The sequence below is a fragment of the Nonomuraea antri genome, assembly GCF_013283785.1.
GTDB lineage: Bacteria > Actinomycetota > Actinomycetes > Streptosporangiales > Streptosporangiaceae > Nonomuraea > Nonomuraea antri.
In genome coordinates this window covers 83,459-97,069 of sequence record NZ_JABCPZ010000001.1, presented here as the reverse complement: position 1 = coordinate 97,069, position 13,611 = coordinate 83,459, and the positions used below count along the sequence as shown (strand labels likewise).

Sequence of the window (13,611 nt, the reverse complement as noted above, 5' to 3'; positions counted from 1 at the left end):
TATACATCTGTAGCATGGATCACGTGGCACGCACAGAGGCCGGTGGATACCGGGAGAGACTGCTCGCGGGAGCCGTGAGCTGCCTGCAGGAGAAGGGCTACGCCCGCACGACCGCGCGCGACCTGGTCGCCGCGTCGGGCACGAACCTGGCCTCCATCGGCTACCACTTCGGCGGTAAAGACGCGCTGCTGAACGAGGCCATCGCGGGCACGTTCGAGGCGTGGACCGAGCGGGTCGAGAAGGCGATCTTCGAGACCGAGCTGGGCACGCCCAGGCAGACGCTGGAACGCGCGATGGCCGAGCTGGTCGACGTGTTCGAGGAGATGCGGCCGCTGCTGGTGGTCTGCGTCGAGGGCTACCCGGCCGCGCTGCGCGAGCCGGTGCTGCGCGAGAAGCTCGCCGCCGCGTACGCGCGGGCCAGGCGGGCGGGCGTCGACATGATCAGGCGGGTGTCCGCCGAGCTGGGCGTCGAGCCGCCGTTCTCGCCCGAGGCGGTGGTCTCGGTGCTCATCGCGATCTCCGACGGCCTGATCACGCAGTGGCTGCTCGACCCGGACAGCACGCCGAGCGGCCGCGAGGTCGTCGACGCGCTCGCGGCCCTGGGTGCGTTCCTCGAATAGCCCTCCGGCTCACCCTGCGCAGGTGTCGTGGGTGGCGTCGAAGGCGTTCAGCGGCTCGTCCGGGCGCTGCGGCTTGAGCCCCTGCCAGTCGTCGCCGATCACCAGCACCAGGTGGTTCGTCCTGGCGCCGGCCACCAGCCGGGGCGTGCCCGCGTTGAGGTCCTTGACCAGGGTGGGCACCCGGGTCTCGCCGTTCGGCCCGTACAGCACGGTGGTCCTGGCCAGCGGCTTGCGCGCCGCGTCGCCGATCTCGGTGATGTGGTAGCCGCGCTGCTCCAGGAAGGCCGCCACCTGGGTGCCGAGCCCGCTGCGGTAGGTGCCGTTGCGCAGCTCGATCTGGATCTTGGAGCGCCCGACCTTGGCCTGGCCGCCCTTGACGCCCGCCAGGTTCTGGTCGCGGGCCACGGCCTGGAACAGCTTCCTGGCCTGCGGCTGCACCCACTCCACCCGTCCGGGCTGGGTGAGCGAGTAGTGCCACGGGGTGGTGATGAAGCGGACCTGCCCGGCGTTGAGCCCCTTCAGGCTCAGCGCCAGGTCCCGCATCACGCCGGGGGTCAGGCCGGGGTCGGTGGTGACGGACCTGGTGCCCGCGTCGAGGAAGCCGAACAGCTTGGCCGGATCGGTCAGCGTCTCGCCGCTCATCACCTTCTTCAGCATCGAGGCGATGAACATCTGCTGCCGCTGGATCCTGCCGATGTCGGAGCCGTCGCCCAGGCTGTAGCGGGCGCGTACGTACCCGAGCGACTGCTCGCCGTTGAGCGTCTGCCGCCCGGCGGGCAGGTGCAGCAGCGCCTTCTTGTCGTTCACCGGCGCGGGCAGGCAGACCTCCACGCCGCCCACCGCGTCGACCATCGTCTTGAAGCCGGTGAAGTCGACCTTCACGAAGTGGTCGATGCGGATGCCGGTCAGCGTCTCGACGGTCTTCCAGGTGCAGGCGATGCCGCCGGAGTTGAACGACTCGTTGATCATGCCGAGGTGCGCCTGCTGGCCGGGCAGGTGGCCCTTGGCCCGGCAGGCGGGCAGCTGGACGAGCGAGTCGCGGGGGAAGCTCACCACGATCGCGTTGTCCCGCTGGGACGACACGTGCGCCAGCATGATCGTGTCGGTGCGCTCGCCGGCCACCCGGCCGTACCTGGCGTTCTTGCCGTTGCGCTGGTCGGAGCCGACGATGAGCACGTTCATCGCCGTGGTGGCCACCTTGGGCGGCCGGGTGGCGCCCAGGTCCTCCTGGGTGACGTTCTCGTGCTTCACGTTGCCGATCAGCTTCAGAGAGACGCCCGCCACGATGCCCGCGACCAGCAGCACGAGCGCGACCACGACCGCGATCAGCACGCGCGGCCAGCGCCGCCGGCGGCGCGGCGGCGGCGCGCCCTGCACCTGGGGCGCGTCGACAAGCCCACTGCTCACGTGACTCCAGGGGACGGGGGCCGAGGGCGCCCGCCCTGGCCAAGAGCCTCGCCGTACAGATCTCGGCCGTTGAACGTCGGCAGTTTACCGCCAGGCCGTGGCCCCGGTCCCGGCGTTCGGCCGGTCAGCTCCTGGGACGGGGCGAGACCAGGCCGGACTCGTAGGCGAAGACCACGAGCTGCGCCCTGTCGCGGGCCCGCAACTTGGTCATCGCCCTGCTGACGTGCGTCTTGGCGGTGGTCGGGCTGATCACCATGTGGGCGGCGATCTCGTCGTTGGTCAGTCCGCGCGCCACCAGCGCCATCACCTCGCGTTCGCGGTTGGTGAGCGCGTCGAGGTCGCCGAGCTCCGGGTCGGGGCGGCGGGCCACGTACTCGCTGATCAGCCTGCGGGTGATCGCCGGGGACAGCAGCGCGTCGCCGCGCGCGGCCACCCGGACGCCCTGCAGCAGGTCGTCCGGCTCGGTGTCCTTGACCATGAAGCCGCCGGCCCCGGCACGCAGCGCGTTGAAGACGTACTCGTCCAGGCCGTAGTTGGTCAGGATCACCACGTGCACGTCCTTCAGCCGCTCGTCGGCGGCGATCCTGCGGGTGGCCTCGATGCCGTCCATCACGGGCATCTGCACGTCGATGAGCGCCACGTCCGGCAGGTGTTCGAGGGCCAGCGCGATCGCCTGCTCGCCGTTGGCGGCCTCGGCCACCACCTCGATGTCGTCCTCGGCCTCCAGCAGCGCGCGGAAGCCGCCGCGGATGAGCGCCTGGTCGTCCACGAGCAGCACGCGGATCACGTCGATTCCTCCAGTGGCAGTTCGGCACGTACCGTGAAGCCGCCCTCGGCCCTCGGCTCGGCGCGCAGCAGGCCGCGCAGGGCGGCCACCCGCTCGCGCATGCCGAGCAGGCCGACGCCGGGGACGGGCGGATGGTCCCGGTCGGCCTTGCCGTCGTCGTCCACCTGCACCACCAGGACGTCATGATCGTAGGCGACCAGGACGGTGGCCGCGGCGGCCGGTCCCGCGTGCCTGGAGACGTTGGTCAGCGACTCCTGGACGATCCGGTAGGCGGCCTTGTCGACCTCGGCAGGCAGGCTCCTGGGCGTGCCGGTGACCGTGACGCTCGCCGACAGCCCGGTCGAGCGGGCCCGGTTCACCAGGTCGTCGAGCTGGCCGAGGCCGCTGCCGTTCGGCTCGGCGTCCTCGCGCAGCACCTCCAGCGTGGCGCGCAGCTCGCGGATGGCGTCGCCGCTGGCCTCCTGGATGGCCAGCAGCGCGGCGGGCACCTCCTCGCCGCGCTTGCGCGCCAGGTGCACGGCCACCCCGGCCTGCACCTTGATGATCGAGATGCTGTGCGTGAGCGAGTCGTGCAGCTCTCTGGCGATGCGCAGCCGCTCCTCGCCCGCCCGGCGCCGCGCGGCCTCCTCTCGGGTGCGCTCGGCCTCGGCGGCACGCTGCTCGACCTGCTCCAGGTACGCCTGCCGGTGCCTGGACACGGTGGCCGCGATCCCGGCCGCCACGAACCAGCCCAGCAGCAGCGTGGTGGACTGGACGATCTCCAGCGGCGGACGCCCGGTGTCCGCGGTCAGCGTGGCGGCCAGGCTGCCGCCCAGGAACAGCGTGCTCGCGACCGCGGCGGCCACCCGGTGCCCGGCCCAGACCGCGCCGAACACGGCGATCAGCACCGGGAAGGCCCCCGGCGGCCCTGGCTGCGCGTGTCCCGAGTAGACGAGCATGCAGACCGTCGAGATCGCCAGCGTCACCAGCGGCGCCTGCCGCCAGGCGACCAGCGCGAGCGAGCCGCCCAGCACCGCGAGGTAGTCCAGCAGCCCGGTGCCCGGGGCGAGCGCCGCGCTCCCGAGCAACATGACGGCCACCAGCGCGGCGCCGGCGGCGTCGACCGCGAGCGGGCGCCATCCATGCTCAGACCTCATGCCTGCACAGTACGGGTTGTCCGGTTCGTCCTCATCCGTACGCAGGCGTAAAACCGGCTACTGCCAGGGAAGTAGTCGCCGGGCACCTGCTCCCCGAGCGGTAGATCAGGTTGTGTGAGACTTCCTGCGGAAGGCGACAATCCTCAGGAAACGGAACCCCGCATGCGCATCGGCGTCTACCTGGCACACCCCAGCCCCGGCAGCTTCAACGCGGCCCTGTTCGCGGCCGTCGTGGACGAACTGCGCGGGCTCGGCGCCGACGTACGCCCCCACGACCTGTACGCCGAAGGCTTCGACCCGGCGCTGTCCGCGGCGGAGACCGAGACCGTGGCCGACGTCCCCGCCTCGGCCGACGACCTGGTCCAGGCGCACCGGGCCGAGGTCGCCGAGCTGGACGCGCTGGTGTTCGTGCACCCCAACTGGTGGGGCATGCCCCCGGCGATGCTGGCCGGATGGGTGCAGCGGGTGCTCGTGCCCGGGGTGGCGTACAAGCTGGGCACCGCCGAGGGCGAGCCGGCCGGGCTGCTCAAGGCCGGGCGGGCGCTGGTGCTCAACACCTCCGACACGCCCGAGGACCGCGAGCGCGACGAGTTCGGCGACCCGCTGCAGCGCGTCTGGGGCGCCTGCGTGCTGCCCTACGTCGGAGTCGGCGAGCTGCGCCGCGTGGTCTTCCGCACCGTGACGGACTCCGACGCCGGGCAGCGGGAGACCTGGCTGCGCGAGGCCCGCGAGCACGCCCGCGCCCTGCTGGAGCCGCGCGGCGTATAGACCGCTCACCGGGCGCGGCGCACAATCGGGCTCATGGGCGACGCGTACGTAGGGGCCAGGACGCCACGCAGGGAAGACCTCAGACTCCTGATGGGGAAGGGCCGCTACGTCGGCGGCGTGCGACCGCCAGGCGCGGTACACGCGCACGTGGTGCGCAGCCCCATCGCCCACGGCCGGCTGCTCGGCTGCGACGCCAAGGCCGCCTGGACGGTCGACGGCATGCTCGACGTGATCACACCGGCCGACGCCGCCGGGCTCCGGTTGCCGTGCACCAGCCTGTCGCCGGGGCAGCGGATGACGTCGTACCCGGTGCTCGAAGAGGCGATCAGGTACGTCGGCCAGCCGCTCGCGGTCGTCGTGGCCGAGAGCGCGGCGGCCGCCAGGGACGCGGCCGACCTGATCGACCTGGAGCTCGACCAGCTCCCCGCGGTGGTCGGGGTCGAGCGGGCGCTGGCGCCGGGCGCGCCGCTGCTGCACCCGGACTGGGGGAGCAACCTGGTCACCGACTACGTGATGGGCGACCCGGGCGCCGCGGAGCGGGCCGCCGCGCACGTGGTCGAGCTGACGTTCCGCATCGGCAGGGTCTCGCCGTACCCGCTGGAGACGCGTGGCGTGGTCGCCTCGTACGACGGTGACGAGCTGGTCGTGCACACTTCCTCGCAGGCGCCGCACCACGCCCGCGAGCACCTGGCGGAGGCGTTCGGGCTCGCGCACGACCAGATCAGGGTCGTCACCGGCGACGCCGGCGGCGGGTTCGGCGGCAAGGAGCACATCTACCCCGACGAACTGCTCATCTGCCTGGCCGCGATGCGCCTGGGCCGCCCGGTGCGCTGGACCGAGTCGCCGGGTGACCGGCTGTTCGCCACGCTGCCCGCGCGTGCCGCCGTGCACCGGGCCAGGCTCGCGCTCGACGCCGACGGCCGCTTCGTGGCCCTGTACGCCGACATCCTCGGCGACCTGGGCGCGCACCCGGCCAACACCGGCGGCTCCACGTTCGCGGTGACGGCGACGCTGCTGCAGGGCCCCTACCGGTTCGACACGGCCGGGGCCAGGGTGCGGGCCGCCGTCACGACCACCACGCCGACCGGCTCCTACCGCGGGTTCGGCCAGCCCGAGGCCGCCTTCACCAGGGAACGGCTGATCGACGAGGCCGCGCGCAGGTTCGGGTTCGACCCGGTCGAGCTGCGGCTGCGCAACATGATCGAGCCCGCCGAGCTGCCGTGCACCACGCACTTCATGCAGGACTACGACTCCGGCGACTACCCGGGCGCGCTGCGCAGGCTGCGCGAGCTGGTCACGCCGCCGCCCGGCGGCGACGGGCGGCTGCGCGGGATCGGCTACTCCTGCCACGTGGAGACCACCGGGCTCGGCTCGTCCATGATCCTGAAGGCCATCGGCGGGCAGACCGGCGGGTACGAGAGCGCGGTGCTGCGCATGAACCCCGACGCCTCCGTGGTCGTCTCGACCGGGGTCGTGCCGATCGGCCAGGGCATCGAGACCACGCTGGCCCAGATCGCCGCCGACCGGGTCGGGGTGCCGATCGACCGGGTCAGGGTGGTGATGGGCGACACCGCGACCACGCCGTACTCGCCGATCGGGTCGATCGCCAGCCGGGCGCTGGCGCTGGCCGGCGGGGCGCTCACCCGGGCCGCGGCCAGGATGCGCGCCAAGCTGCTGGCCATCGCCGCGAACCTGCTGGAGGCCGCACCCGACGACCTGGAGATCGTCGACTCGGCCGTGTGGGTGAAGGGCGACCCGCACTCGTCGGTGACTTTGCGCGAGGTGGCCACCGCGGCCTGGCGCGGCTGGGACCTGCCCGAAGGCACCGAGCCCGGCCTGGAGGAACGGGTCAATCACGACCCGTCGGGCCTCACCTTCGCCTACGGCGCGCACGCCGCGGCCGTCGCGGTCGATCCGGAGACCGGCGGGATCGAGGTGGAGCGGTACTGGGTGGTCAACGACTCCGGCGTGCTGGTCAACCCGGCCATCGTCGAAGGGCAGCTCCAGGGCGGGGTGGCGCAGAGCATCGGCATGGCGCTGAGCGAGGAGATCGTCTACACCGACGACGGCCAGCCGATCACCGACTACCTGCCGCCGACCGCCCGCGAGGTGCCGCACATCGAGGTCGTGCACGTCGAGACGCCCTCGCCCGTCACGCCCGGCGGGATGAAGGGCGTGGGCGAGGCGGGCACGATCGGCCCGGCCGCGGCGATCGGCAACGCCGTCGCCGCCGCGCTGCCCGAGATCGCCCACCTCGTCACCGAGACCCCCATCACGCCCGACAGGCTGTGGCGCCTGCGCTCCCCGTGATCGTGTAAACGCGCTCTGACCTGGGCACGACCAGCGTGAACGTCGAATCCGGGGGACAACCATGAGCGTCGAATACCGAGAGCTGCTCTCATCCATAGGCCGCATGACGGGCCTCGACTCCGGCCGCGCCAGGGCGGCCGCGGAGGCCACGCTGACCGCGCTGGCCCGCGCGCTGGACGACGACGACCGGCGGGTACTCATCGACGCCCTGCCGCCGGAGCTCACCGACGACTTCCCGATGGACCGCCCCGGCAACGACGGCACCGAGGAAGGCATCGTCCGCCAGGCCGGGCTGCTCGGCCGTCGGCCCCCGGAGGAGGCCAGGCTGCGCGCGCAGGCGGTGCTGGCCGCGGTCAAGGAACAGGACCCCGAGCTGGTGGCCAGGCTGCACATCCCGGAGCAGGTACGCGGCCTGTTCCAGTCACCGGAGAGCGGCGGCGGCATCACCGGGCCGACCGGCGGCATCGCGCCGCTGACCGACGACGAGATCGTCGCCGCGCTGCGCACGCTGCCGCTGTGGAGCGGCAACCGCGACGGGCTGCGCCGGGTCATCTCGCTGCCGCCGGAGAACCTGCGGGCGATGCGCAAGGCGCTCGACGGGCTCAAGGTCACCTACGGCCGGCAGCCGCAGCTCCACGACACCGCCGACGGCCTGGAGATCATCGTCAGGACGGCCTCGATCGGCGCGGTGACGGCCCAGGACGTGGACCTGGCCAGGACGGTCGATGGGCTGATCATGGACCTGGGCGCGGGAATCGGCCGTCCCTGAACCCAGGTCCGCGGGCCTTCCGTTCGGGCTTTCCCGTGCGGGCCCTTCGGCGCAGGACTGTGATGAAGGTCAGCCCCCCTCCAGCTCCTCGTCCAGCGGCAGCTTGCCGACGGACTGGGCGCTCTCCGACATGCCCGGCTTGTGGCTGGACTCACGGTGCTGGCGTACCCGGTCGCTGTCGCTGCGGCCGGGGTTCGGGTCGACCGGAATGGAGCGCAGCACCTCCGCCAGGTTGGCGTAGTCACCCAGCGGCAGTGCCGCGAGCGCCCGCTCGGCCGCCTGCTCGGCGCCGTGGGCACGGGCGTGCTCCACGATGCTCTGCTTGTCGGCGGGAAAGTCCATATCGTTGAGCGCCTCGACGACGGGCCCGGTGTCTTGCAGTTTCATGCTGCCCACTTACCCCCGTGACCTGCGGTTATGGCCCGCAGTTCTCAGGTGAGGTCGTCCAGGTTCTTGCCGGACTGCGACAGCGCCTGTTCCAGCGCCTCCTGCCCGGCGGTCCTGGCGGGCCCGGTGGTCCCGGAGCGGCCGCCCCGGGTCTCGGGCTCGGCGTCGTCCGCGATCGCGTCGAGCAACGGCTCGGTGTTGGCCTCTGGCTCGTTCTCATCAGTGCTGCTCATGGCGTCTCAATACCCCTGACCTGCAGGGACACACTCTGCAGGTGGTCGATCACGTCCTGACCGACGACCTGCATGAAACGCGCGGAGAACGGCGGCTTGCCGTTGCTCGCCTGCCAGATCAGCGCCTGCGCCTGGTAGCCGAGGTAGGTGACGTCGTGGACGCGGTGTTCCGCCCGGGCCTGTTTGATCAGCTCGGTGAGGAATGATTCGCCCATGAACGCCCGGTTGTCCGGGTCGGTGCCCCGGGCCAGGACCGCGGCGAGCATCCGCATCGCCTTCTCCGGCCGCTCGTCCTGCTGCCGGCCGTCGAGCTGGAGCGAGAGCGCGGCGGGCAGTTCCGTCACGCCCTTGGCGCCCAGCCTGGTCAGGAGGACCTGGGCGAAGTCCGGGTCGGCGCCCTTGCCGGCGAAGCCCAGCAGCCGGTGCGCCGCGCCCGGCGTGCCCGCGATGGCCTCGGTGGCCGCGTCGGCGGCCAGGGTGCCGTCGAGCAGGCCCCTGGCGGCGCCGAGCGTGTCGGGCATGGGCAGCAGCGTGCTGCCGCCGCCGCCCGGCCAGCCCATGATGATCTCGCGGCGCTCCAGGTCGCGGACGAGCTGCTGGCGCCGCCGCAGGTCCGACACCTCGCCGCTGACCTCCTTGGCCAGCTTGCGGATGCGTACGGCGGGCGTCGTGTCGAGCCCGGCCAGTTCCAGCTCGCCGTGCAGCCTGGCGGCCAGGTCGTCGAGTCGCTGCGCCGCGGCCGCATGCTTCGAGATCAGCATGTCGAACTCGGGCAGTTTCACGCCGGTGAAACTCATGGCATGCCCGCCAGCTTCTCTCTGGCGGACGCGACGGCCTGGGAGAGCATCGCGCGCAGCTCGCGCTCCCGGCTGTGAACGGCCTGGTTGAAGCGATTGCCTGTCGGCCCCACCCAGGCTTCTCTGGTCATCAGCGTGCAGGACGGATTCAGCGTCCACCAGTTGTCGTCGGACAGCTTCTGGATGCGTGTCACCGCTGCCTGCATCGCCTCCCGATTCAGGTCAGGCATGCCGATCTCCTCGCCACGGCTCGCCTACGTGATGCGTCAGGAGGAGGCGGTCCCACTCACGCCTTTCTCACGATAGTCGCGCTCGCCGGGATTGACCGGTGTTCCGAAAAAGTTGCACTTTCTCCTATCGATGGGTGAACCGGAGCGGCCATCCGTGCGTACACGTTTGGACAGCCGCATCCGTTCACTCTCAGAGGCAGGGGTCACCGTGCTGAGCCGAACCCGCATTCGTTGCCCCGCCGCCTCGGAAAGAGATGCCATGACCAGGCTGCGATCAGCTCGGCCGAGCCGGATGCGCAACGTGTGGCCGGTGCGTGAGGAAGCTCAGGCCGTCGGACACTCCCGATCGATCGTCCGTGCGGAGTTGTCGGGGCTCGGGCTGCCTGCCGAGCTCGTCGACGACGCCGTCCTGATGGTCAGCGAACTGATCACGAACGCTTTCCTGTACGGGGCCGCGCCGTACGAGCTGGTGTTGCACGTCGACACCGAGGAGATCCGATGCGCGGTGGTCGACAGCAACACGGCGCTGCCCGAGCCCGGGGCGGCCGACCCGCGCGCCGAGCACGGGCGCGGATTGCACATCGTCGCCGCGTTGTCCGAGGGCTTCTACGGCTGCCACCCGCAGCGATACGTCACCAGCCCCGGACTGCTCGGCAAGGCCACCTGGTTCGCGCTGCCACGCGGGCCACGGCGGCCGCCGGCGGCCGAACCCGCCATGACGAGCCCCGCGATGAAGAGCAGCGCCTAGTCCTTCCAGTCCTTCCAGTCTTCTTCAAGTCCGCTGCGGCACACTGCCCGTCGTGGTGGAATTCCGAGTTCTGGGGCCGCTGGAGGTGCGCGGCGACGACGGTGGTCCGGTCCGCGGCCTGGGTGGCCCCCGGCCGCGGGCGGTGCTGGCGCGACTGCTGGTCGCCCGCGGCGCGGTGGTCTCCACCGACACCCTGATCCACGACCTGTACGGCGACGCCGCCCCGCCCAGCGCGCTGCCGACCCTGCACTCGTACGTGTCGAACCTGCGCCGGGCCGTCGAGCCGGACCGGAGCCCGCGTACGCCGGCCAAGCTGCTGGTGGCCAGGGCGCCCGGGTACCTGCTCGCCACCGCCGACGTGGACGCGGGCAGGTTCGCCGAGCTGATCAACCGGGCGGAGTTCCGCGCGTCCAGGGAGGCGCTCGAGTGCCTGGAGGAGGCGCTGGCGCTGTGGCGCGGCACGCCGTACGGCGAGTTCGCCGACGAGCGGTGGGCGCTCACCGAGGTGGGCAGGCTGTGCGAGCTGCGCCTGGTCGCGGTCGAGCGGCGGGCCCGCGCGCTGCTCGACCTGGGCCGCCCGCAGTCGGCCATCACCGACCTGGAGGCGGAGACGGCCGCCAACCCGCTGCGCGAGCGGCTGTGGTGCCTGCTGGCGCTGGCGCTGTACCGGACGGGCCGCCAGGCGGAGGCGCTGAACGTGCTGCGCAGGGCCGCCGAGCTGCTGGCCGGCCAGCTCGGCCTGGACCCGGGGCCCGAGCTGCGCGCGCTGCAGGAGGACATCCTGCGGCAGGTGGAGTCGCTGGAGCCGGCGAACGACCAGCCATCGGCCTTGGTCAGCGAGCCTGCTGCGGCCCGGCTCGCGGGGGCCGGGCTCGCGTTGCGCGGGCGTGACCAGCAGCTCGCCGAGCTGACGGCGCTGCCGGGCAAGGCCACGCGCGCCGGCCTGGCGGTGGCCGCGGTGAGCGGCGAGCCGGGGATCGGCAAGACGCGGCTGCTCGAAGCGTTCGACGCGCACTGCGCCGGTCAGGGCAGGCTCGTGCTCTGGGGCCGCTGCCACGACGCCGAGGGCACGCCGCCGCTGTGGCCGTGGATGCAGGTGTTCGAGTCGCTGGAGCGGCACTGCCCGCCGGCCGACCGGCGGGCGCTGGCCGGGCTGCTCGACGGCGAACGCTCCGACGGCGCGCACGACGCGCTGCTGCTGCGCCGCAACCAGGCCATCGCCCGGTGGCTGGCCACGGCGTCGCGGGTCAGGCCGCTGGTGATCGTCCTGGACGACCTGCAGTGGGCCGACCCGGCCTCGCTGGACCTGCTCAGGGACCTGCTCGTGCTGAACGGCACCCGCGAGGGCGACCTGACGCTGGTCACCGCGTACCGCAGCGGCACCGACGACCCGCTGAACCGCCTCTTCCGCTACGACCTGCTGCGGCTGCGCCTGACCGGGCTGAACCCGGACGCCGCCCGCGAGCTGGCCGCCGACCTGGGCGTCGAGCTGGACGAGGAGTCCGCGCTGCGGATGACCGGCTACACCGGCGGCAACCCGTTCTTCCTGCGGGAGAGCGTCAAGCTGCTGGCCGTGGACGAGCGGGCGGACGCCGTCCCCGAGGCCGTCACCGAGCTGGTGCGCATGCGGCTCGACGCGCTGCCCGGGCTGCGGCCGGCCCTGGTGGTGGCCGCGCTGCTCGGCAGGGAGTTCGACCCGGCGATCGTGGCCAGGGCGGCTGGCGAGGACACCTACGACGCCCTCGACCTGGCGGTACGCGCCGGCCTGCTGGTGACCGCGGGCGATCGGGCGGAACGTGCCGGGTTGTCCACCAGCGGCCGGCTGGCCTTCGCACATGACCTGGTCCGGGAGACGCTGGTGCTGGACGTGCCGCCGCTGCGCAAGGCCGCCGTGCACCGCGACCTGGCGCGGGCGCTGGCCGAGCGGCCGGGCGCCGACGTGGCGGTCATCGCGCACCACGCCGTCCAGGCGGGTCCGGCCGCCTACGGCGAGGCCGTGCGGTGGGCGGTGGCCGCGGCCGACCAGGCCGATCTTCGCCTGGCCTACCGCGAGGCGGCCACCTGGCTGGGCCAGGCCATCGCCGCGCACGACGCCTCTGGCGGCGATCCCGCCGAGCACGTGGAGCTGCTGCTGCGCCAGGTCAGGTCGTTGCTGCGGGCCGGTGACCCGATCGCCGCCAGGGAGGCCAGGGCCGCGGCGATCAGGGCGGCCGACCGGGTCGGAGTGACGAGCCGTGACACCGGCCGCGAGCTGCTGATCCGCGCGCTGACCGCGCTCGACATCCCCGCCGTCTGGACGCTCAGAGACCCCTACGAGGCCGTCGAGCTGCGGCTGGTGCACCGGCTGGAGACCGCGCTGGCCGACCTGCCCGGCGCCGACGCCCCGGAACGCGCCATGCTGCTGGCCGGCCTGGCCCAGGAGCTGTACGACGGCACCGGCGACCCGCGCTGCGACACCCTGTCGGCGCGGGCCGTGGCCATGGCCCGCCGCCTGGGCGAGCCCCGCCTGCTGATGCGCACGCTCAACGCCAGGCACCAGGCGCTGCCCCAGCCCAGGCACGTGCCCGAGCTGCTGCAGATCACCGACGAGCTGCACGAGCTGGCGGCCACGGCCGGCAGCCCCGGCTTCGAGCTGCTGGCCAGGATGATGGACACGCACAACCGGCTGGAGATGTTCGACCTCCAGGGCGCCGACCAGGCCGCCACCCGCTGCGAGACGCTGCTCGAACGGCTGCCGCTGCCCTGGCCGCGCTTCCAGCACACGCTCTGGCGGGCCAACAGGTACGCGCTCGACGGCCGCTTCGACGCGGCGGAACGCATGTACGCCGAGGCCGAGGCGCAGACCGAGCACGTCGGAGTCTGGCACGCCCGGCCGACCGTGGCCATGGGCAGGCTCGGGCTGAACTTCCACCGCGGCACGATGGCCGGGACCGGGCCGCTCATCGAGGCCATCCGCGGCGTGCATCCCACGCTCGACCACGACGCCGACACGCTGCGCCTGTCCGCGCTCGGCCGGCTGGAGGAGGCCAGGCGGCTGAACGGCGGCCCGCGCGCCGCGCCGCCGCTCGACTGGTCGTGGTTGTCGATGACCTGCCTGCGGGCCGCCGCCGTGGCCGCGCTCGGCCGGGTGCACGAGTGCCGTGCCGCGTACGCGACGCTGTCGCCGTACAGCGGGCGGATCTCGGCGCTGTCGGCGGTGATCTGCCTGGGGCCGGTCGACTGGTTCCTGGCGCTGCTGGCCTCGGCGCTCGGCAGGCACCGCTCGGCGATCGAGCATCTGACCGCGTTGGAGCGGCTGGCCGACAGGAACGGCCTGACCTGGTGGCGCGATCGGGCGGCGGCGGCCGCGCGGGAGATTCCGGTCCGGGCGCAACTACGATTGGCTACCAGCCGGTAACTGGACATTTCTCGCTAAATCT

The 13,611-nt window shown here is 72.7% G+C and carries 13 protein-coding genes; 6 read left to right on the top strand and 7 right to left on the bottom strand.

Annotation, left to right across the window (positions count from 1 at the left end; genetic code table 11):
• Nucleotides 1-23: 23 nt before the first annotated feature.
• On the top strand, nucleotides 24-620 hold the full coding sequence (locus tag HII36_RS00390) for a TetR/AcrR family transcriptional regulator (protein WP_173520970.1): 597 nt from the start codon (nucleotides 24-26) through the stop codon (nucleotides 618-620).
• A gap of 9 nt (nucleotides 621-629) precedes the next feature.
• Here the strand turns inward: HII36_RS00390 and HII36_RS00385 are convergent, their stop codons facing one another.
• From HII36_RS00385 to HII36_RS00375, 3 genes are all read right to left on the bottom strand, one after another.
• On the bottom strand, nucleotides 630-2,027 hold the full coding sequence (locus HII36_RS00385; protein ID WP_173520969.1) for an LCP family protein: 1,398 nt from the start codon (nucleotides 2,025-2,027) through the stop codon (nucleotides 630-632).
• A 124-nt stretch (nucleotides 2,028-2,151) separates the two neighbouring features.
• A complete protein-coding gene (locus tag HII36_RS00380; RefSeq protein WP_173520968.1) occupies nucleotides 2,152-2,814 on the bottom strand; it encodes a response regulator in 663 nt (220 codons plus the stop codon).
• Complete coding sequence (locus HII36_RS00375; RefSeq protein WP_173520967.1) at nucleotides 2,811-3,950, bottom strand: sensor histidine kinase; 1,140 nt, start codon at nucleotides 3,948-3,950, stop codon at nucleotides 2,811-2,813. Before HII36_RS00375 ends, HII36_RS00380 begins: the two co-directional genes overlap by 4 nt.
• Before the next feature lie 162 nt (nucleotides 3,951-4,112).
• On the opposite strand from HII36_RS00375, the gene HII36_RS00370 reads away from it, so the two are divergent.
• The 3 genes from HII36_RS00370 (at nucleotide 4,113) to HII36_RS00360 (ending at nucleotide 7,797) form a co-directional block, all read left to right on the top strand.
• Nucleotides 4,113-4,718: an NAD(P)H-dependent oxidoreductase gene (locus tag HII36_RS00370; protein ID WP_173520966.1), complete on the top strand. Its 606-nt coding sequence runs from the start codon at nucleotides 4,113-4,115 to the stop codon at nucleotides 4,716-4,718.
• Nucleotides 4,719-4,751: 33 nt separating this feature from the next.
• The gene (locus HII36_RS00365) at nucleotides 4,752-7,028 is read left to right on the top strand and encodes a xanthine dehydrogenase family protein molybdopterin-binding subunit (protein WP_173520965.1); all 2,277 of its coding nucleotides are present in this window, start codon (nucleotides 4,752-4,754) and stop codon (nucleotides 7,026-7,028) included.
• A gap of 61 nt (nucleotides 7,029-7,089) precedes the next feature.
• Nucleotides 7,090-7,797: a 4a-hydroxytetrahydrobiopterin dehydratase gene (locus HII36_RS00360; protein WP_268959408.1), complete on the top strand. Its 708-nt coding sequence runs from the start codon at nucleotides 7,090-7,092 to the stop codon at nucleotides 7,795-7,797.
• Nucleotides 7,798-7,866: 69 nt separating this feature from the next.
• Here HII36_RS00360 and HII36_RS00355 read toward each other — a convergent pair whose 3' ends face one another.
• From HII36_RS00355 to HII36_RS00340, 4 genes are read right to left on the bottom strand one after another with little or no spacing between them, the layout of a single operon-like run.
• The gene (locus HII36_RS00355) at nucleotides 7,867-8,184 is read right to left on the bottom strand and encodes a DUF2795 domain-containing protein (protein ID WP_173520963.1); all 318 of its coding nucleotides are present in this window, start codon (nucleotides 8,182-8,184) and stop codon (nucleotides 7,867-7,869) included.
• Nucleotides 8,185-8,228: 44 nt separating this feature from the next.
• Nucleotides 8,229-8,417, bottom strand: coding sequence for a hypothetical protein (locus HII36_RS00350; protein ID WP_173520962.1), 189 nt, complete (start codon nucleotides 8,415-8,417; stop codon nucleotides 8,229-8,231).
• The gene (locus HII36_RS00345; protein WP_173520961.1) at nucleotides 8,414-9,214 is read right to left on the bottom strand and encodes a hypothetical protein; all 801 of its coding nucleotides are present in this window, start codon (nucleotides 9,212-9,214) and stop codon (nucleotides 8,414-8,416) included. Before HII36_RS00345 ends, HII36_RS00350 begins: the two co-directional genes overlap by 4 nt.
• On the bottom strand, nucleotides 9,211-9,444 hold the full coding sequence (locus HII36_RS00340; protein ID WP_173520960.1) for a hypothetical protein: 234 nt from the start codon (nucleotides 9,442-9,444) through the stop codon (nucleotides 9,211-9,213). Before HII36_RS00340 ends, HII36_RS00345 begins: the two co-directional genes overlap by 4 nt.
• A 259-nt stretch (nucleotides 9,445-9,703) precedes the next feature.
• Between HII36_RS00340 and HII36_RS00335 the strand changes: the two genes are divergently transcribed.
• On the top strand, nucleotides 9,704-10,192 hold the full coding sequence (locus HII36_RS00335; protein WP_173520959.1) for an ATP-binding protein: 489 nt from the start codon (nucleotides 9,704-9,706) through the stop codon (nucleotides 10,190-10,192).
• Between the two features lie 52 nt (nucleotides 10,193-10,244).
• Entirely contained in the window at nucleotides 10,245-13,589 is a 3,345-nt protein-coding gene (locus tag HII36_RS00330) for a BTAD domain-containing putative transcriptional regulator (protein WP_173520958.1), read from the top strand.
• Nucleotides 13,590-13,611: the final 22 nt, after the last annotated feature.